This window comes from Mesorhizobium sp. Root102, assembly GCF_001425625.1.
In the GTDB taxonomy this organism is placed as follows: Bacteria; Pseudomonadota; Alphaproteobacteria; order Rhizobiales; family Rhizobiaceae; genus Mesorhizobium.
Genome location: NZ_LMCP01000015.1, coordinates 42020 through 61415 on the forward strand (window position 1 = coordinate 42020; position 19396 = coordinate 61415).

Annotated in this window: 14 protein-coding genes and 2 pseudogenes; 8 read left to right on the forward strand and 8 right to left on the reverse strand. The window is 62.2% G+C overall.

All coding sequences use genetic code 11. From position 1 onward, the window contains the following. Nucleotides 1-33: 33 nt before the first annotated feature. The 7 genes from rseP (at nucleotide 34) to lpxB (ending at nucleotide 8256) form a co-directional block, all read left to right on the forward strand. The gene (gene rseP, locus ASD12_RS15650; protein WP_056587585.1) at nucleotides 34-1176 is read left to right on the forward strand and encodes an RIP metalloprotease RseP; all 1143 of its coding nucleotides are present in this window, start codon (nucleotides 34-36) and stop codon (nucleotides 1174-1176) included. 217 nt (nucleotides 1177-1393) lie between these two features. Further along, nucleotides 1394-3760: an outer membrane protein assembly factor BamA gene (gene bamA / locus ASD12_RS15655; protein ID WP_056587588.1), complete on the forward strand. Its 2367-nt coding sequence runs from the start codon at nucleotides 1394-1396 to the stop codon at nucleotides 3758-3760. Nucleotides 3761-3836: 76 nt separating this feature from the next. Further along, the gene (gene lpxD / locus ASD12_RS15660; protein WP_056587591.1) at nucleotides 3837-4895 is read left to right on the forward strand and encodes a UDP-3-O-(3-hydroxymyristoyl)glucosamine N-acyltransferase; all 1059 of its coding nucleotides are present in this window, start codon (nucleotides 3837-3839) and stop codon (nucleotides 4893-4895) included. Then, complete coding sequence (gene fabZ, locus ASD12_RS15665; RefSeq protein WP_027036657.1) at nucleotides 4888-5355, forward strand: 3-hydroxyacyl-ACP dehydratase FabZ; 468 nt, start codon at nucleotides 4888-4890, stop codon at nucleotides 5353-5355. Before lpxD ends, fabZ begins: the two co-directional genes overlap by 8 nt. A gap of 13 nt (nucleotides 5356-5368) precedes the next feature. Continuing rightward, nucleotides 5369-6202, forward strand: a complete 834-nt coding sequence (gene lpxA, locus ASD12_RS15670; protein ID WP_056587835.1) for an acyl-ACP--UDP-N-acetylglucosamine O-acyltransferase — start codon at nucleotides 5369-5371, stop codon at nucleotides 6200-6202. Continuing rightward, entirely contained in the window at nucleotides 6189-7091 is a 903-nt protein-coding gene (locus tag ASD12_RS15675) for an LpxI family protein (RefSeq protein ID WP_244482860.1), read from the forward strand. Before lpxA ends, ASD12_RS15675 begins: the two co-directional genes overlap by 14 nt. After that, a complete protein-coding gene (lpxB, locus tag ASD12_RS15680; RefSeq protein WP_056587594.1) occupies nucleotides 7084-8256 on the forward strand; it encodes a lipid-A-disaccharide synthase in 1173 nt (390 codons plus the stop codon). The genes ASD12_RS15675 and lpxB overlap by 8 nt, the downstream gene beginning before the upstream one ends. A 30-nt stretch (nucleotides 8257-8286) precedes the next feature. On the opposite strand, the gene ASD12_RS34135 is transcribed toward lpxB, so the two are convergent. The 4 genes and pseudogenes from ASD12_RS34135 to gltX form a co-directional block, all read right to left on the reverse strand. Continuing rightward, a partial coding sequence (locus ASD12_RS34135; protein ID WP_280139559.1) for a citrate/2-methylcitrate synthase occupies nucleotides 8287-8571 on the reverse strand: 285 nt, incomplete at its 5' end. Nucleotide 8572: 1 nt separating this feature from the next. After that, nucleotides 8573-9185: pseudogene (locus tag ASD12_RS35330) on the reverse strand (citrate/2-methylcitrate synthase); the annotation flags it as partial. A 1-nt stretch (nucleotide 9186) separates the two neighbouring features. Further along, nucleotides 9187-9956, reverse strand: a pseudogene (locus ASD12_RS35335) (citrate/2-methylcitrate synthase); the annotation flags it as partial. Between the two features lie 184 nt (nucleotides 9957-10140). Then, nucleotides 10141-11565 carry a glutamate--tRNA ligase gene (gene gltX, locus ASD12_RS15690; RefSeq protein ID WP_056587598.1) on the reverse strand — a complete coding sequence of 475 codons (1425 nt, stop codon included), beginning with the start codon at nucleotides 11563-11565 and terminating at the stop codon, nucleotides 10141-10143. Nucleotides 11566-11667: 102 nt separating this feature from the next. Here gltX and ASD12_RS15695 point away from each other — a divergent pair, with 102 nt between their 5' ends. Then, nucleotides 11668-14130 (forward strand): ComEC/Rec2 family competence protein, encoded by a 2463-nt coding sequence (locus ASD12_RS15695; protein WP_056587600.1) that lies wholly within the window; start codon nucleotides 11668-11670, stop codon nucleotides 14128-14130. Here the strand turns inward: ASD12_RS15695 and lexA are convergent. The 4 genes from lexA to ASD12_RS15715 form a co-directional block, all read right to left on the reverse strand. Then, nucleotides 14124-14861: a transcriptional repressor LexA gene (gene lexA, locus ASD12_RS15700; RefSeq protein WP_056587603.1), complete on the reverse strand. Its 738-nt coding sequence runs from the start codon at nucleotides 14859-14861 to the stop codon at nucleotides 14124-14126. The genes ASD12_RS15695 and lexA overlap by 7 nt on opposite strands. A 446-nt stretch (nucleotides 14862-15307) precedes the next feature. After that, entirely contained in the window at nucleotides 15308-16555 is a 1248-nt protein-coding gene (gene kynU, locus ASD12_RS15705; RefSeq protein ID WP_056587605.1) for a kynureninase, read from the reverse strand. Nucleotides 16556-16631: 76 nt separating this feature from the next. Beyond that, entirely contained in the window at nucleotides 16632-17468 is an 837-nt protein-coding gene (gene kynA, locus ASD12_RS15710; RefSeq protein ID WP_027036649.1) for a tryptophan 2,3-dioxygenase, read from the reverse strand. Then, a complete protein-coding gene (locus ASD12_RS15715; RefSeq protein WP_056587608.1) occupies nucleotides 17465-19090 on the reverse strand; it encodes an AMP-binding protein in 1626 nt (541 codons plus the stop codon). Before ASD12_RS15715 ends, kynA begins: the two co-directional genes overlap by 4 nt. Between the last annotated feature and the right edge of the window lie 306 nt (nucleotides 19091-19396).

Sequence of the window (19396 nt, forward strand, 5' to 3'; positions counted from 1 at the left end):
ACTCCGCGCCGTGGAAGAATTTGAGGGTTTGTCTTGAACGAGATTCTTCACGCGCTTTTCAGCACAGAAGGCTTTGTCCTCGGAACGCTCGTGCCGTTCGTGTTTGTGCTGACCGTGGTCGTGTTCGTCCATGAAATGGGCCATTACCTTGTCGGGCGCTGGTGCGGCATCGGCGTCAAGGTCTTCTCGATAGGCTTCGGCCCGGAACTCTTCGGCCTCAACGACAGCCACGGCACGCGCTGGAAACTGTGCGCGATACCGCTCGGCGGCTATGTCAAATTCGTCGGCGACATGAATGCCACGTCGAGCCAGCTCACGTCGGAAGAGCTCGAAACGCTGACCGAGGAAGAGCGCAAGGTCGCCTTTCATACGCAGCCGATCTGGAAGCGCGCGGCTACGGTGGTGGCCGGACCGCTGTTCAATTTCCTGCTGGCGATCGTCGTCTTTGCCGTGCTGTTCACCGCCTATGGCCGTTATGTCGCGGAGCCCATGGTGGCCGAGGTGACCGCCGGCAGCCCGGCGGCCCAGGCCGGTATCCTGCCCGGCGACCGATTCGTCAGCGTCGACGGCAACAAGGTCGAAACCTTTGGTGACGTCCAACGCCTGGTTTCGGGCCGCGCCGACGACATCATCACCTTCGTCATGCTGCGCGACGGCAAGGAGGTCACGGTGACCGCGGCGCCGCGGCTGATGGAACAGGAAGACGCCCTCGGCAACAAGGTCAAGGTCGCCGTGATCGGTGTCGTCAACAACGAGGAACTCGGCCAGCCGCGGCTCATCACCTACACGCCGGTGGGGGCGGTTGCAGCGGCGGTCGAGGAAACCGGTCACGTCATCCAGCGCACGGGCCAGTTCCTGCAGCGCTTTGTTGTCGGGCGTGAGGACAAATGTCAGCTGGGCGGCCCGGTGAAGATCGCCGACATGGCCGGCAAGGCGGCGAAACTAGGGTTCGAATGGCTCGTGCAACTGGTCGCGCTACTCTCGGTCGGCATCGGGTTTCTGAACCTTTTGCCGATTCCCCCCCTCGACGGCGGCCATCTCTTGTTCTACGGGGTGGAGGCCGTCATTCGCCGTCCGGTGTCGGAACGGATGATCGAAATGGCCTATAGGGCCGGGTTGCTTCTGGTGCTGTGCTTCATGGGGTTCGTTTTCTGGAACGATCTGTTTGGGTGCTGAAATCATGAAGAAATTTGGCTTCTGCATGGACGATGTTGAGACGCCGTTTACCATGCACGGGGATATGAGTGACGCGAAAGCCACGCCGCAGGGTTAAGTAAATACAAATTAACCAGAAGCCTTGCGTGTAGGGAAAATCCGGTTAATACGGTAGGGGAAATTACCGCACGTCCGGTTTTCTCGCCGTGGGGACTACGAGAAAAGGTTATTAAGCCCGATGAAGGCAGCATCCAAGTTTCTGAGCGCCGCGTCCGCGGTGACCCTGTCTGCGGCTCTTGTCGTGCCAGGCGCGCTCGCAGTGCAGTTCGTTGCCACATCGGCGGCCGAAGCCGCTGTCGTCAGCAGAGTCGAAGTGAGCGGCAACCAGCGTATCGACGCTGAGACCATCCGCAATTACATCACCATCAAGCCGGGCAAGGCGTTCTCAAGCTCCGATATCGACAGCGCGGTCAAGGCGCTGTTCGGCACGGGTCTGTTCTCGGATGTGCAGATCAACCAGGTCGGCTCGACACTGGTGGTCAAGGTTGCCGAGTACCAGGTCGTCAACCAGGTGCTGTTCCAGAACAACAAGAAGCTCAAGGACAATGCGCTGGCGATGGCGGTGCAGCTGAAGCCGCGTGGAACGTTCTCGCAGGCGACGCTCGATGCCGACGTCGAATCGATCAAGGCTGCCTACAAGCGGATTGGCCGCGACGATGTGACTGTGACCACGCAGGTCATGCAACTTGGCGACAACCGCGTGAACGTGGTCTTCAACATTGCTGAAGGTGATCGCACGCAGATCGCGGCGATCAATTTCGTCGGCAACAGCGCCTATTCCAGCCGCCGCCTGTCGGATGTCATCAATACCAAGCGTTCGACCTGGCTTTCCTTCGTTCTGCGCGACGACGTCTATGACGACGACAAGCTGCGCGCCGACCAGGAACTGCTGCGCCGCTTCTATTACAATCACGGCTACGCCGACTTCCAGGTCGTATCCGCTGTCGGCGAACTCGACAGCGCGACGAACAAGTACACGGTCACCATCACCGTCCAGGAGGGCGATCGCTATACGTTCGGCGACGTCAGTGTCGAAAGCACGATCCCGGAAGTCGACAGCAAGTCGCTGGAATCGGTGGTCGAGACCCGCAAGGGCGACGTCTACAACGCCAAGGACGTCGAGGATTCCATCATCGCCCTGACCGAGAAGGTGGCCGGTTCCGGCTACGCCTTCGCGCAGGTGACGCCACGCGGCGACCGTAATTTCGAGAACCACACCATTTCGGTGGTCTATACGGTCGACCAGGGCACCAAGGCCTATATCGAGCGCATCGAGATCCGCGGCAACGATCGCACGCGTGACTATGTCATTCGCCGGGAGTTCGACGTCAGCGAAGGTGACGCCTTCAATCAGGTGCTCATCCAGCGCGCGAAGAAGCGTCTGGAGGCTCTGAATTACTTTGACAAAGTCGATATCTCGACGGTGCCGGGCTCGCAGCCTGACCAGGTCGTGCTGGTGGTCGACGTGGTCGAGAAGTCGACCGGTGAATTCTCGATCGGTGCCGGCTATTCGACCGGTGGCGACACGGCAGGTCCGTCCGTCGAAGGATCGATCACCGAGCGCAATTTCCTCGGCCGTGGCCAGTTCATCAAGCTGTCAGCTGGCGGTGGCAAGAATTCGCGCGACTACAGCATTTCGTTTACAGAGCCTTATTTCCTCGGACGGCGCATCGCCGCCGGCTTCGACGTCTTCAAGCAGACGAGGAATTACGACAACTACGACAGCGATACTGTGGGTGCGACGGTGCGTTTCGGCCTGCCGATCACCAACAGCATCTCGACCCAGCTTGCCTACAACATCTCGCAAGAGAAGTATGAGCTGGATGACGGCTGTGACGCCAATGGCGACGGGATTCCCGACGCTGACTGCAGTGTTTCCACGGCTATTCTAGACGGCATAAAGCAAAGCCCTTGGATCAAGTCGTCGGTCAGCTTGGGGCTGGTTTACAACACCATTGACGACATGAAGAACCCGCACGAAGGCATCTACGCCACTACAACGGCCGAATTTGCAGGTCTCGGCGGCGATGCCAAGTATGTGAAGGTGACCGGACGCGGCAGTATCTACCAGACGCTGTCAGAACAGTTTGACTTGGTTGGGCTCATTTCGGCTGGCGCAGGTCATGTGCAGGGTTATGGCAGCGACGGCGAACTGCGCATCTTCGATCAGTTCCAGAGCAACGATCGCATGATCCGCGGCTTTGCTTATGGTGGCATTGGCCCTGTGGATCCTCTCACCGGGGACCATCTCGGAGGCACCACCTATTTCAATGCCTCCGCGGAAGCTCAGTTCCCGCTCCCTGTCGTTCCGGAAAGCTTCGGTCTGCGTGGCGCCGTCTTTGCTGACGCGGCCACACTTTATGGCAGCAAGATTACGAGCGTTGCTCAGGAGTCGACCAACTTGGAGTTGCGTGCCTCGGTCGGCCTCGGCCTGATGTGGGCCTCGCCGTTCGGGCCGATCCGTATCGACTATGCGATCCCGGTCAAGAAGGAAGCGCGCGACGACGTGCAGGAATTCAACTTCGGCATATCGACCCGCTTCTGATCGGCGGCCAACGATGCTCCCGGGTCCTACCAGGCCCGGGGGAAATGTACCGACCTAGCTGGATATAGCTTCTGGAATGACCGATCCGGTGTTCTTCGCGCCATCACGCCGGTATACGGCGGGCGAAGTCGCGAATCTGACCGGCTCGGTGCTTGTCGATTCCGGCCACTCCGATATTTCGATCGAGGCGCTCGCGCCGGCCAGCGAGGGCGGCGAGAATGCGCTCGTCTTTGTCGACGGCAAGCGCAATTCCGCGCTGATGCCGTCGTTGCGGGCGGCCGCGGTCCTGTGCCCGGCGGAATTTGCCGGCAAGGCGCCGGCCGGCGTTGCCGTTCTGGTTCATCCGCGTCCGCAACAGGCCTTCGCGTTTTTCGGGCGCCTGCTGTTTCCGAGGGCGGCGACGCCAGGGCCGATGACCAGTGAAACCGGCGTTTCGCCGCATGCTCATGTCGATGCGACCGCACATGTCGAAGCCGGTGCCGTCATCGAGGCCGGCGCGGTCATCGGGCCGGGTGCTTCGATCGGTAGGGGTACCGTCATCGCGCCCAATGCCGTCATCGGACAATCCTGCCAGATCGGCCGCGATGGCTATGTCGGTCCAGGTACCAGCATCCAGTACGCCTTGATCGGCAACCGCGTCATCATCCATGGCGGCGCCAGGATCGGTCAGGATGGTTTTGGCTTCGTCGGCGGCGCCAAGGGGCCCGAACGCGTGCCGCAGATCGGCCGTGTCGTCATTCAGGACGACGTCGAGATCGGCTCCAACACCACTGTCGATCGCGGCGCCATGTCGGATACGATCATTGGTCAGGGCACCAAGATCGACAATCTCGTGCAGATCGCCCATAACGTTCGCATCGGCCGCAATTGTATAATAGCCGGGCTTTCGGGTATTTCGGGTTCCGTGGTCGTGGGTGACAATGTCACCATGGGCGGCGGCGTCGGGCTTGCGGATCACCTGACCATCGGGTCCGGGGCCAAGCTTGCCGCCAGAAGTGGGTTTATGAGCAATGTCCCTGCAGGCGAGATCTGGGGCGGTTATCCGGCACAGCCGATGGCGGAAGCCATGCGGGAGATAGCCATGCTGCGCAAGCTCGCCAGGACCCGCAAACAGGGCGAGGGAGGCAATGGCTGACATGATCGCGTCGACGACGCTGGAAGCGGTCGACATCATGGGGCTTATGAAGCTCCTGCCGCACCGCTATCCGTTCCTGATGATCGATCGAATCGTTGATATCGACGGCGACGAGTCCGCCGTCGGCATCAAGAATGTGACCATAAACGAGCCGCATTTTCAGGGCCATTTCCCCGAGCAGCCGGTCATGCCGGGTGTGCTTATCGTTGAGGCGATGGCGCAGACCGCCGGCGCCATCTGCATCCGCAGCCTGGGCACTGAAAAGCCGTCGCTGGTCTATTTCCTGACCATCGACAATGCCAAATTCCGCAAACCGGTCGTTCCCGGCGACCAGTTGAAGATCTATGTCAAGAAAATCAAGAAACGCGGCAACCTGCTCAAATTCGCTTGTGAAGCCATGGTCGACGGCGCCAAGGCGGCCGAGGCCGAGATTTCAGCCATGATGGTCACCAGCGACTGACGATCGAATGCTTATGAAAATCAAGACATCCATCCATGCTTCCTCCGTTGTGGAGGAAGGCGCTCAAATCGGCCAAGGTGTGCGCATCGGACCGTTCTGCCACGTCGGCGCCGATGTGGTGATCGGCGATGACGTCGAACTGGTCAGTCATGTCTCGGTGATGGGTGCGACCACCATCGGTGCCTCGACCAAGGTCTATCCGATGGCGACATTGGGCGCACCGCCGCAGAACACCAAGCACAAGGGCGGTCGCACCACCCTGGTCATCGGCAAGAACTGCACGATCCGCGAAGGCGTGACCATGCATCTCGGCACCGATTCCAGCCGCGGCGAGACGACGGTCGGCGACAATGGCAATTTCCTCGCCTACGCCCACATTGCCCATGATTGCGTCGTCGGCAACAACGCGACGTTCGCCAATGGCGCGACACTGGGCGGCCACTGCGAGGTCGGCAACAACGTCTATATCGGCGGCCTGACCGCCGTGCATCAGTTTGTCCGCATCGGCGACAACGCCTTTCTGGGCGGCTGCTCCGCGATCGTCGGCGATGTCATCCCCTATGCCATCGCGGTCGGCAACCGCGCCAGTCTGCGCGGCCTCAACATCATCGGCCTGAAGCGCTCCGGCCAGCCACGGTCCGAAATCCTTGTGCTGCGCAAGGCTTACCGAATGATCTTCGATCGTTCCCGCACCGTTGGCGAGAACATCGAATTCGCCAAGGCGGAGTTCGCGTCGTCGCCGACCGCCATGAAGATCATCGATTTCATCACCAGTCGCGGCAAGCGGCACTATGCTGTGCCGTCGCTCAAGGGCGGCGATGGCGACGATGTCGATGACGAAGACTGAGGCAGCGGCAGCGCGTCTTGGTCTTCCGCCGGGCTCCAGGGTCGGCATCATCGCCGGCGGCGGCAGTCTGCCGGTCGAAGTCGCGGCCGGTTCGGCTGAACAGGGTTATCCGCCCTTCGTCATCCTGATGGAAGGCGAGGTCGACCGCATGGCGGAGCTCTCCCGATATGAGCATGAAAGCCTCGCCCTGGAAGGTATCGGCTCGCTGATACCGTTGCTGAGGCGGCACCGGATCACCCATCTGGTGCTTGCCGGCGAGATCAAGCGCAGGCCAAGACTGACACAGCTCCGGCCGAGTCTCAGCCTGCTCGCAGTGATACCGGTTGTTGTCGCGGCGCTGGCGCGTGGCGACGATGGCCTGCTGAAGGTCTTGGCACGAGGCCTCGAAGCGCGGGGAATAAAGGTCGTCGGGGCGCATGAAATCGTGCCGAACCTTGTTGCCGCCGATGGCGTCCTGACGAAGGCCGAGCCACGGAAATCGGACTGGCTCGACATCAAGGCAGGCCTTGCGGCGGCAAAGGCAATCGGAGCGCTGGATATCGGCCAGGCGGCAATCGCCGTCGGGGGCCGGACCATTGCGCTGGAAGGCATCGAGGGGACGGCCGGGTTACTCGATCGTGCGAAGCTGCTGCGTGGCCATGGCCGTATTGCGGGGAAGATCCGCGGCGTGCTGGTCAAGTGCGCCAAGCCTGGTCAGGAACTGCGCGCGGATCTTCCTTCCATCGGCCCGCAAACGGTCGAAGCCGTGCATGCGGCCGGGCTTGCCGGCATTGCCGTCGAGGCGGGACGTTCGCTGGTTCTCGAAGGCCCCGAAACCATAGCGCGCGCCAACGCACTCGGTCTGTTCGTCATTGGCCTGCCTGCCGCGACGGAGCCGGACAATGGCTGACAGGGCATTGAAGATCGCGATCGTTGCCGGAGAAGAGTCCGGCGATCTGCTCGGCGCCGACATCGTGCGTTCGCTCAAGCAGGCTACCGGGCGCGAGGTGCAACTCGTCGGCGTCGGCGGCCGCCATTTGCAGGCGATGGGACTGGCATCGCCATTCGATGCCGGGGAGATCGCCCTCATGGGATTCAGCGCAATCTTGCGCGACCTGCCGCGCCTGATGCGGCGGATCAGACAACTGGCCAGGACCGTTGCGGACGAAAAGCCGGACTGCCTCGTCACCATCGACAGCCCGGACTTTTCATTGCGCGTCGCCAAAAAGGTGCGGGCGGCCAATCCATCGATCCCGATCATCCACTATGTCTGCCCGAGCGTCTGGGCGTGGCGGCCGGGCAGGGCGGTGGCGATGAAACCCTATGTCGACCATATCCTCTGCATCCTGCCGTTCGAGGTGAAGGAGCTCGAGCGGCTGGGCGGCCCACCGGGCACCTATGTCGGGCATCGCCTGACCCATGACGCCGGCGTGCTCGCCGCGGCCAAGGCGCAGGACCTGCCGCGCGATCTTGCTGCGGACCGCTTGAAGACGCTGCTTGTCCTGCCCGGGTCGCGGCGCGGTGAGGTACGGCGCCTGCTCGACCCGTTCGGCGAGACGGTGTCGATGCTGCGCGCTCGCGGACATCGCATGCGATTGTTGCTGCCGACGGTTCCGCATGTCGCCGACCTGGTCAAATCCTCGGTCAACCGCTGGGATGAGAAGCCTGAGATCATTGTCGATCCCCAACGCAAATGGCAGGCCTTCGGCAAGGCCGATGCCGCGCTGATCGCGTCCGGGACGGTATCCCTGGAACTGGCGCTGGCGGGTGTGCCGATGGTCTCCTGCTACAGGCTCGATCCCGTCGCCCGCGCCGTGGCACCTTACCTGCTGTCGGTCTGGTCGGCACTGCTGCCCAATCTGATCTCGGATCGCGCGCTGGTGCCGGAATTCTACAACGAATATGTCAAGCCGAACAATCTGGCCCGACAACTGGAAGCGCTGTTCGCGGATAGCGGGATGCGTGCCTGGCAGAAGCAAGGCTTCGCCGAGATCACGCGGCGTATGGCGACCAACAAGCCATCTGGAGAGATTGCGGCGGGCGTTGTGCTTCGTCACATAAAAAAGGCGCCCTGAGGGGCGCCTTTTCAGTCCAGATAGCCTCGATCACCGCTTGGCAATCGGGACGTAGTCACGCTCCGGCGCACCGGTATAGAGTTGGCGCGGGCGGCCGATCTTCTGGCGCGGATCCTCGATCATCTCTTTCCACTGCGCGATCCAGCCGACGGTACGGGCGACCGCGAACAGCACGGTGAACATGGTGGTGGGGAAGCCCAGCGCCTTCAGCGTGATGCCGGAATAGAAGTCGACATTCGGGTAGAGTTTCTTCTCGATGAAATAGGGATCGGTGAGGGCGATCTTTTCCAGCCCCATGGCGATGTCGAGCAGCGGNGTATAGAGCTGCCGTGGAGGCCGATCTTCTGGTGCGGGTCCTCGATCATTTCTTTCCACTGCGCGATCCAGCCGACGGTACGGGCGACCGCGAACAGCACGGTGAACATGGTGGTGGGGAAGCCCAGCGCCTTCAGCGTGATGCCGGAATAGAAGTCGACGTTCGGGTAGAGCTTCTTCTCGATGAAATAGGGATCGGTCAGCGCGATCTTTTCCAGCTCCATGGCGATGTCGAGCAGCGGATCGTCCTTGATGCCGAGCTCGCCCAAGACCTCATGCGCCGTCTTCTGCATGATCTTGGCGCGCGGATCGTAGTTCTTGTAGACGCGGTGGCCGAAGCCCATGAGCCGGAACGGGTCGTCCTTGTCCTTGGCGCGGGCGATGAACTCAGGGATGTGATCGACATGGCCTATCTCGCCCAGCATGTTGAGCGCCGCTTCATTGGCGCCGCCATGCGCCGGGCCCCACAGGCAAGCGATGCCGGCTGCGATACACGCGAACGGGTTGGCGCCCGAAGAGCCGGCGAGACGAACGGTCGAGGTCGAGGCGTTCTGCTCGTGATCGGCGTGCAGGATGAAGATGCGCTCCATGGCGCGCGCCAGCACCGGGTTGATNGAGCCGGCGAGACGAACGGTCGAGGTCGAGGCGTTCTGCTCGTGATCGGCGTGCAGGATGAAGATGCGCTCCATGGCGCGCGCCAGCACCGGGTTGATCTTGTATTCCTCACACGGCACGGCAAAGCACATGTGCAGGAAGTTGGCGGCGAAATTCAGCTCGTTCTTCGGGTAAATGAAGGGCTGGCCGATGTGGTATTTGTAGGCCATCGCCGCGATCGTCGGCATCTTGGCGATCAGCCGCATGGAGGCAACCATGCGCTGGTAAGGGTCGGAGATGTCGGTGGAGTCGTGGTAGAAGGCCGACAGTGCGCCGACCACGCCGCACATCACCGCCATCGGATGCGCGTCACGGCGGAAGCCGGTGAAGAAGCGCGACATCTGCTCGTGCACCATGGTGTGGCGCGTCACGCGGTAATCGAAATCGTCCTTCTGCGCCTTGGTCGGCAATTCACCGTAGAGCAGGAGATAGCAGACCTCGAGGAAGTCGCCGTGTTCGGCCAATTGGTCGATCGGATAGCCGCGGTGCAAGAGGATGCCTGCGTCGCCGTCGATGAAGGTGATTTCGGATTCGCAGCTTGCCGTCGAGGTGAAGCCGGGATCGTAGGTGAAGGCACCGGTGGTGGAGTAGAGCGAGGCGATGTCGATGACATCGGGCCCGACCGAACCGCTTCGCACCTTGAATTCGTGGGTCTTGCCAGCGAATTCAAGCGTTGCCGTGGCCTCCTGGGTCTTGCCGCCCAAATCCAGTTTCTTCGCAGCTTCGGTCATTGCAAACTCCTTGTTGTTTCCTCATGCCGGCAAAGGCAAAATTCTGCAAAGCGACACGTCGAAATCACCGCTATGCGCGTATTCGCCACCGCATTTCAGGAGGTGCGTGCCAGATTGGGCCAAGGCCTAATGTTGCACTGCGAAACCCGCCTTTCAATGCCAATCTTCTTGGGCCAGTTTGCTCCTAATCGATTTGATCTTCTATGCGCGCCAGGCTTTCCTCGCGACCGAGCACGGCAAGCACATCGAACACGCCCGGCGAGGTGCTCTTGCCGGTCAAAGCGGCGCGCAAAGGCTGGGCCACGGCGCCGAGCTTGTGGCCACCAGCCACTGCAACCTCGCGGATCGCGGCCTCCGCTGCAGCGGCCGTCCACTCACTTGCAAGCGCGTTCAAAGCTTCGTGAGCGCCGCGCAGGATCTTGCGGGCATCGTCATTGAGCAGAAGGGCGGCCTTGTCATCGATCGGCAGCGGTCGCGTGGCAAACAGGAAGGCTGCGCCATCGACGAGTTCGACCAGCGTCTTGGCGCGCTCCTTCAGGCCCGGCAGTGCTGCCAGCAACTGCGCCTTGTTGCTGTCGTTCAGGCGCGAAGCCATCGCCGGGCCACCCTCGAGATAGGGCAAGGTGGCGATGAAGATGTCGAACAGCTCGACGTCGCTCATACGGCGCATATGCGCGCCGTTGATCGCCTCGAGCTTGGCGAAGTCGAAGCGGGCCGCGCCCTTGTTGACGTCGCCGATGTCGAACCAGGAGATCATGTCCTTGATCGACATGATCTCGTCGTCGCCATGGCTCCAGCCGAGGCGCGCCAGGTAGTTGAGCAGCGCCTCCGGCAGGTAGCCCATGGCGCGATAGGCCTCGACGCCGAGCGCGCCGTGCCGCTTCGACAACTTGGCGCCATCGGCGCCGTGGATCAGCGGGATATGCGACATGGACGGCACCTCCCAGCCCATGGCGTTGTAGATCACAGTCTGGCGGGCGGCATTGGTCAGATGGTCGTCGCCACGGATGATGTGGGTGACGCCCATGTCATGGTCGTCGACGACGACGGCATGCATATAGGTCGGGTTGCCGTCCGAACGCAGGATGATGAAATCATCGAGATCCTTGTTGGGAAAGCGCACCTCGCCCTGGACGCGGTCATGGACGATGGTCTCGCCCTCGGTCGGCGCCTTGATGCGGATGGCGCCCTTGGCGCCTGCAGGCGCCTCTGAGGGGTCGCGGTCACGCCAGCGGCCATCATAGCGGGGCGGCAGGCCCTTGGCTCTGGCGGCCTCGCGCATTGCCTCCAACTCGGCCGGCGTCGCGTAGCAATAATAGGCCTTGCCCATGCGCACCAGTTCCTCGGCTACCTCGCGGTGGCGCGGCGCACGCTCGAACTGCGACACCGGCTCGCCGTCCCAGCTGAGGCCGAGCCAGGAAAGTCCGTCAAGAATGGCAGCGGTGGCGGCTTCGTTGGAGCGTTCGCGGTCGGTGTCCTCGATGCGCAGCAGCATCGTGCCGCCGGTGTGCTTTGCATACAGCCAGTTGAACAGCGCCGTGCGCGCCCCGCCTATGTGCAGGTAGCCGGTGGGCGAGGGGGCAAAACGGGTGACGACCTTGTCGGACATGGAACTCTCGGAAACCATCTGAAGCGGGGTGTTGTCGCGCGGACTTTCGCGCGCCCGGCGTTCATGTAGCATAGGGTGTCGAGGGCGCAAGGGGCAGACCCGATGGCTGGACGAAGCCGGGGCTCGGATCAGGGCGAGGACGCCGCTATTGGCGTCAGCGAACGGTCCCTCTTTGCGCCTCTGCCAGCCCCGCTGCCGCCGCCGTCGCCCCTTGTGCCGGCTCCCGGCAAAGCGCCCGTACAAGCGGATGTCGCCGCCTCTATTCCAGTTGCCGAAACCGACAGGGTCGTGCGCGTGCGCCGGCGAATCGGCCGGATTTCACTGCGTCGCCTGCGCCACAGCGTAGCCACTGCGGCTGGCCTGGAACTCGACCGAGGCATCGCTTTCCTGCTGGTGCCGGTCTGTCTGGCAGTCGGAGCGATCGGCTACTTTTCGCTGGCGGCGGAGCCTGACTTTGCCAAGCCCGTCGCGGTCGTCGCCCTTGCCGCCCTATGTGCGGGGGTCTCGCGTTCCTGGCCAAAGACCCATCTGTGCTTCATGGCGGCACTTTTGTGCGCGCTGGGTCTGCTCGCTGCAAAGGTCGAGACATGGCGGGCAGGCACACAGATGCTGGGTTCGGAAATCTCGACGCAGGTGACCGGCCGGGTTGTCTCGCTCGACCGGATGGAGACCGGTCGCGTCCGGCTGACCATCGACGTGACGTCGACCGCAAGGCCGAAATTGCGCTATGCGCCGGAGCGGGTGCGGCTTTCGGCACGAAAGATCCCGGCAGACACAACCGCCGGGTCCCTGATCACGGGATATGCCAAGCTGTTGCCGCCGACGGGTCCGGTGCGGCCGGACAGCTACGACTTCTCCTTCGACAGTTATTTCGCAGGCATCGGCGGCAGCGGGTTCTTTCTCGGCAATCCAAAGCTTGTCGTCACTGATGACGGCGACATGCCGCTGTCGGCCCGCCTTTCCTCTCGCGTGGAAAATGCCCGTGAAGCGATTGCCGATCATATCAGGGCCAGCGTCGGTGGCGCCGAAGGCGAGATCGCCGCTGCGCTGATCGTCGGGGTGCGCGCCGGCATTCCCGATGAAATCAATGAAGCGATGCGGCGTACCGGCATCTACCACATTATCTCCATCTCCGGGCTGCACATGGCGCTGGTCGCCGGCACCATCATGGGTTTGCTGCGCGGTGCCTTCGCCTTGTTCCCGGACTTTTCCGCGCGCCGTCCGGTCAAGAAATATGCCGCCGCCGCGGCATTGCTCTCGATCGCCGCCTATCTCATCATCTCAGGCGTCGTGGTTGCCGCCGAGCGCAGCTTCATCATGCTGGCAGTGATGCTGATTGCCGTGCTGTTCGATCGGGCAGCACTCACCATGCGCAATCTGGCGATCTCGGCGATCGCCGTCATCGTGGTGTCGCCGCATGAAGTGGTCGGCCCAAGTTTTCAGATGTCGTTCGCGGCGACTGCCGCGCTGGTCGGCGCCTATGCCGGCTGGTCGGATCATCGCGCGGGGAAAACCAGACCGCCTCCGCCAAAGCGATCCTTACCTGGCTTCCTGACGCGAAAGTTCCTGCTGGCGGCGGGTGGCCTTGCCATGACCTCGATCATCGCCGGCAGCGCCACTGCGCTGTTTGCCATCTGGCATTTTCAGCGCGTGTCGCCGCTCAGCCTGTTTGCCAATCTGGCCATCATGCCGATTGTCTCGGTCGTTATGCTGCTTGCCGTGATCAGCGCACTGACGATGCCCTTTGGCGCCGATGGACCTTTTTTGTATCTGATGGGCGAGGGCCTGACGGCGATGGTCACCATATCGGCGTGGATCTCCGAGCGTTCGCCTGTCGATGGGGTCGGATTGATTTCGCAGCAGTCTGTCCTGCTGGTGGCGATTGCCCTGGTCATCGCGACGATGGCGACGACACGGCTGCGGCTCGCGGCTCTTCCCTTTGCGCTTGCCGGCCTGCTGACCGTCTCGGATGCGCGCACGCCCGACGTGCTGATCTCGGAGGACGCCCGACTGGTTGCGTTGCCGATCGGCGGCGGCGAGCTCGCCGTCAGCCGCGCACGGCCGAACGAATTCACCGTCGACAACTGGAAACGCGCACTGACATCCGAAACCATCGTCGTGCCGGAGGTGTTCGACAAGGGCGATGGGCAATTCGAGATCGCGGATGCCCCGGAACTGCCGCCGGGATCGCCGTTCTATTGCACCTCGGGCGTCTGTCTGGCCAGGCACACGTCCGGTGCGATCATTGCCTATGTCGAAGACCGAAAAGACACCTGGAAAGCCTGCGGCTTTGCCGAGCTGATCGTTGTCAATGACGCCACGGCCTATGACGCCTGTCACAATCCGCTGGTTCTCGTCATCACCAAGCGACAACTGGCTCGCAAAGGCAGCGCTGCCATCTTCTTCGATCGCCAGTCGGCGACCACGCCAGCAACCGTCAGCTTCGCGGTGGACAGGCCTTACCGGCCCTGGCATGTACAACGCAAATTCTCACGCGAGGCGAGGGGACTGCCGCCCTTCAAGGGACCAGAGAAGCCAGTGGTTAAACCGCAGCCACCTCAGTAGCGGCGGATCAGGCCGACGAGCTTGCCTTGCACCTTGACCCTGTCCGGGCCGAAAATACGGGTTTCATAGGCTGGATTGGCGGCTTCGAGAGCAATCGAGGCGCCCTTGCGGCGGAACCGCTTCAGCGTCGCTTCCTCTTCATCCACCAGCGCCACGATGATTTCGCCGGGGCTCGCCGTATTGGCATTGCGGATTATGACGGTATCGCCGTCGAAGATGCCGGCATCGATCATCGAGTCGCCCTTGACCTCAAGGGCATAGTGCTCGCCGCCCATGATCATGTCCGGCGGCACAGAAATCGAATGCGTCTGATGCTGGATGGCATCGATCGGCACACCTGCCGCGATGCGGCCCATCACCGGGATCGAAATGGCGGAGACCACGTCGTCGTCATTGCCGGCCGAAGACATCCGCGAAGGCGCCGGCTTGAGCTGCCGGCCAAGGCCGCCTTGACCAAGACTGCCCTGGATAATGCTTGGCGAGAACTTTTTTGCCGCGTTGAGGCCGGGCGCGATCGAATCCGGCAGCCGCAACACTTCCAGCGCGCGTGCCCGGTTGGGCAGCCGCCGAATGAAGCCGCGCTCCTCTAGAGCTGTGATTAGCCGGTGAATCCCGGATTTGGAGGCAAGATTGAGCGCCTCCTTCATCTCGTCGAAGGATGGCGGAATGCCGCTTTCCTTCAGGCGTTCATGGATGAACATCAGCAGTTCGTGTTGCTTGCGCGTCAGCATGGCGGCCCCCAAGGTACCGGAAATCAGAATCAGAAAAACAAACCCAGAACAAACACTATCTGTTCCAGTTGTGTTCCGCAACTGTTTAAAGTTTAATGAATTTGTTAAGATGGCGGAAATTTTTCGGTGTTGGAAAACGGGCCTCGTTGACGACTGTCTGCCGTCACGTTGCGCTTTCTGGCATTGAAATTGTTATGGTTAATGGCCTGTGGTCCATGCCGAGCTCAGTGTTGGCATGAGCTGTCGATAGGCCCCTCGAATGTGGGTATTTCAGCTTTTCGGGCGTTCGTTCGCAGTGAACGAAACGAAGCCAAAATGCCAACCTTGGTTAATTATCGCGGCTGGCGCTGGCCCCCAGCAATGAACGCATTTGCGAGCTGGAAATTCGTCCCTCGGTCATATGACTTGGGGAGAGCCGGCGACGACAGATCGTCGAAAGGGCTGCGTCAGGTGACAGCCTCCTTGACGGCGAAACGCTGGTCCTTCCATGCACCCGTGCGCAGAATGTCTTCCAGCACCTCGACCGCCAGCCACACATCCTTGTAGCCGACATAGAGCGGTGTGAAGCCGAAACGGATGGTCGATGGCGCGCGGAAATCACCGATCACCCCACGCTCGATCAGCGCCCGCATGATTTGATAGCCGTGATCGTTATGGAACGACACTTGGCTGCCGCGCTTGGTCGCGTCGCGGGTGCTCTCCAGCGTGAGACCATAGGCGCCGCACTTCGCTTCGACGAGCTGGATGAACAGTTCCGTCAGCGCGACGCTCTTCTTTCGCAATGCCGCCATGTCGACGTCGTTCCAGATGGCAAGCGCGCCTTTGAGCGCCCGCATCGACAGGACCGGCTGCGTGCCGCACAGAAAGCGGCGGATGCCGGTGCCGGCAACATAACCCTGTTCGAAGGCAAAGGGCCGCGCATGCCCCCACCAGCCACTGAGCGGCTGGCTGATATCGCCGTGGTGGCGCTTTGCGGCATAGATGAAGGCAGGCGCGCCCGGACCGCCGTTGAGGTACTTGTAGGTGCAGCCGATGGCGAAATCGGCATTTGCATGGTCGAGCTCGACCGGCAGAGCGCCCGCGGTGTGGCAGAGATCCCAGATGATCAGCGCTCCGGCCGCATGAGCCTTGCGCGTCAGCGCCGCCATGTCGCGCAGTTCACCCGATTTGTAATTGACGTGGTTGACCAGCACCACCGCGACGCTTTCGTCGATCAGCTCTTCGATGGTTGGCGCGTCGACGCCAGCGAGGCGCAGCACGACGCCATCCCGGGTCGAGGCCACGCCTTCGGCGATGTACAGGTCGGTGGGAAAACTATCACCCTCGGCGACGATGGCCAACCGGCCGGGCCGCATCTCCAGCGCCGCATGCAGCACCTTGTAGATGTTGGTCGACGTCGTGTCGCAGACGACGGTCTGGCCGGCCGCGGCTCCGATCAGGCGTCCGATCTGGTCGCCGAGTTCGATCGGCATGTCGAACCATCCGGCTGTGTTCCAGGCTCGGATGAGATCCTGGGCCCATTCCTGGGTCGCCGCCTGCTGCAGCTCGCCAAGAACGGCATGCGACGCTGCCCCCAGTGAATTGCCGTCGAGATAGATCACCCCCTCTGGCAAAATGAAACGATCGCGCATGGCATGCAGCGGATCCGTGGCATCCATCGCTTCGATTGCAGCCAGATCAGGAATTCCACCCATGGTCAGTCAGTCCTCGGTTGTTCGCGAAGGGTTTTCCGCCACAGACGCGTCCCCTCGGTGTGCCTGAATTTCGATGTCAGAGCCTTGTGCGGACCGTCCACAGCTCCGGGAACAGCACGACCTCGAGCATCTTCTTCAGATACGAAGCACCCGACGTGCCGCCGGTGCCCCGCTTCAGGCCGATGATGCGCTCGACCGTGGTAACGTGATTGAAGCGCCAGCGGCGGAAATAATCCTCGAAGTCGACCAGCTTCTCGGCCAGTTCGTAGAACATCCAGTAGCGCTGCGGATCGCGGTAGATGGTCTGCCAGGCGACCAGGACCTCTTCATTTTCGGTTCGCGTCTCACGCCAGTCCGTGCGCCTGGCATCGGCGCCGATGTCGAACCCGTTGCGCGCCAGAAGCAGCAGTGCCTCGTCATAGAGCGAAGGCTCGGCCAGGATCGCCTCCAGCTTCCCGCTGAGGTCCGGCCGGTGCTTATGCGGCCCGAGCATGGCCAGGTTGCGGTTGCCGGCCATGAATTCGATGGCGCGATACTGCCAGGACTGAAAACCCGAGGACTGGCCGAGCGCATCGCGGAACTCGGTGTACTCGCTGGGCGTCATCGTCCGCAGCACGTCCCAGGCATTGTTCAGTTGCTCGAAGATGCGCGCGACGCGCGACAGCATCTTGAAGCTCGGCTCGAGCCGGTCGGCGCGGATGGAGCGGATCGCAGCGCCAATCTCATGCAGGGCGAGCTTCATCCACAGTTCGGAGGTCTGATGCTGGATGATGAACAGCATCTCGTCATGCGCCGACGACAGCGGCGTCTGGGCCTCCAGCACTTTCTCCAGGTGCAGATAGTCGCTGTAGGACATGCGCTCCTTGAACGACATCTGCGCGCCTTCGGACGCCGGATCGTAGGGCTCGCTCAATTGATTTTCTCCGTACGCAGCCGGAAGCGCTGGATCTTGCCGGTCTGGGTCTTGGGCAGAGCGGCGATGAATTTCACTGACCGTGGATATTTGTAAGGGGCGATCGTCGCCTTGACGTGGTCCTGCAGGCGCTTGGTGGTCAACGCGTCAGGGGCCACGCCCTGCGCCAACACGACATGCGCCTCGACAATCTGGCCGCGCTCGGCATCGCCGGCGCCGATGACAGCGCATTCGGCGACGTCCGGATGCGACAGCAGTGCCGCCTCGACCTCGGGGCCGGCGATGTTGTAGCCGGCGCTGACGATCATATCGTCTGAGCGCGCGGCGAAATGGAAGAAGCCGTCCTCGTCCTGCGTGAAGGTGTCGCCGGTGAGGTTCCAGCCTTCGCGCACGTAGTCCTTCTGCCTGTCATCGGCCATGTAGCGGCAGCCGGTCGGGCCACGCACCGCCAGCCTGCCGGTCGCACCGCGCGGCAGTTCGCGCATCTCGTCGTCGACGATGCGCGCCTCGTAGCCGCCCACCGGCTTGCCGGTCGACGCAGGCTTCATGTCGCCAAAACGGTTGGAGATGAATATGTGCAGCATTTCGGTGGCGCCGATGCCGTCGAGGATCGGCTTGCCGGTCTTTTGCGTCCACTCTTCGAAGACGGGAGCGGGCAAGGTTTCGCCGGCCGAAACGGCGACGCGCAGCGACGACAGGTCGGCCCCTTCGTCCATGGCCTTCAGCATTGCGCGGTAGGCAGTGGGCGCGGTGAAGGAGATGGTTGCTTTGTAGGTCTCGATGATGTGGATCATGTTGGGCGGCGTCGCCTGTTCCAGCAGCGTCGCCGCCGCACCGAAGCGCAGCGGGAAAATGGCGAGCCCGCCAAGACCGAAGGTGAAGGCCAGCGGCGGCGAGCCGACGAAGATGTCGTCCGGCGTCACCTGGAGGATTTCGCGGGCGTAGGCGTCGGCGATGATCAGGAGGTCGCGGTGGAAATGCATCGTCGCCTTCGGCACGCCTGTCGTGCCCGAGGTGAAGCCAAGCAGCGCGACGTCGTCGCGGCCGGTGTCGACGGCGCTGAACGTCACCGGCTTGTCGAGAGCGGCACGATCGAGTTCGGCATCATGGTTGGCGGTGCCGTCGAAACCGATGACCTGTTTGAGGAATGCGCTGTCCTTGGCGCAGGCGGTCATCTCGTCCATCAGCCTGGTGTCGCAGAGCGCGACGGTGATCTCCCCCTTGTCGACGATCTTGGCGAGTTCGCCGGCGCGCAGCATCGGCATGGTGTTGACGACCACGGCGCCGACCTTGGTGGCTGCCAGCCAGCAGGCGACCATGGCGGGGTTGTTGGCCGAACGGATCAGCACCCGGTTGCCCGGCTTGACGCCATAATTCTCGACCAGCGCGTGGGCCAGCCTGTTCGTCCAGTCGGACAGTTCCTTGTAGGTGCGGCGGCGGCCGTTGCCGATCAGCGCGGTGTGGTCGCCCAAGCCTTTCTCGACCAGCCGGTCGGTCAGTTCGACGCCGGCGTTGAGGCGTTCGGGATAGTCAAAGCCATCGAGCAGGATATCCGGCCATTGTTCCGGCGGCGGCAGGTGATCGCGCGTGAACGTGTCGATATGCGCTGAAGGCCCAAGCATGTCGCCGCTATCCCGTCTGCTGGACGGCCAGTGCGCGAGGCGCCTGGCCGGATGTGGTGGATCTAAAGGTCCTGCTTTTGAGGAGGCTTCGTGAGACCGTCGCACCTGCTCGGGATGCCCCCCAGAAAGAGTGCACATCTGCAGGTTTTGGGCCGCACAGCGGACCTCCCATTGTCGGCTGTTCGTCGGGGCAGGATCGCATCAGTCGAAATTTGTTTCAAGCCTAAAATGTTTTTGTTCTGGAGCATTGACGCACGGCACGGCGGTGGCCATTGCTAGCGCAGAAACGATACCATTCCGGGGGAG

Excerpts from the sequence above, each read along its gene's own strand:
- lpxA (WP_056587835.1), top strand. The coding sequence starts at position 5,369 with ATGAAAATCAAGACATCCATCCATGCTTCCTCCGTTGTGGAGGAAGGC.
- lpxD (WP_056587591.1), top strand. The coding sequence starts at position 3,837 with ATGACCGATCCGGTGTTCTTCGCGCCATCACGCCGGTATACGGCGGGC.
- lexA (WP_056587603.1), bottom strand. The coding sequence starts at position 14,861 with ATGCTGACGCGCAAGCAACACGAACTGCTGATGTTCATCCATGAACGC.
- lpxB (WP_056587594.1), top strand. The coding sequence starts at position 7,084 with ATGGCTGACAGGGCATTGAAGATCGCGATCGTTGCCGGAGAAGAGTCC.
- kynU (WP_056587605.1), bottom strand. The coding sequence starts at position 16,555 with ATGGGTGGAATTCCTGATCTGGCTGCAATCGAAGCGATGGATGCCACG.
- ASD12_RS15715 (WP_056587608.1), bottom strand. The coding sequence starts at position 19,090 with ATGCTTGGGCCTTCAGCGCATATCGACACGTTCACGCGCGATCACCTG.
- bamA (WP_056587588.1), top strand. The coding sequence starts at position 1,394 with ATGAAGGCAGCATCCAAGTTTCTGAGCGCCGCGTCCGCGGTGACCCTG.
- fabZ (WP_027036657.1), top strand. The coding sequence starts at position 4,888 with ATGGCTGACATGATCGCGTCGACGACGCTGGAAGCGGTCGACATCATG.
- gltX (WP_056587598.1), bottom strand. The coding sequence starts at position 11,565 with ATGTCCGACAAGGTCGTCACCCGTTTTGCCCCCTCGCCCACCGGCTAC.
- ASD12_RS15675 (WP_244482860.1), top strand. The coding sequence starts at position 6,189 with ATGACGAAGACTGAGGCAGCGGCAGCGCGTCTTGGTCTTCCGCCGGGC.
- ASD12_RS15695 (WP_056587600.1), top strand. The coding sequence starts at position 11,668 with ATGGCTGGACGAAGCCGGGGCTCGGATCAGGGCGAGGACGCCGCTATT.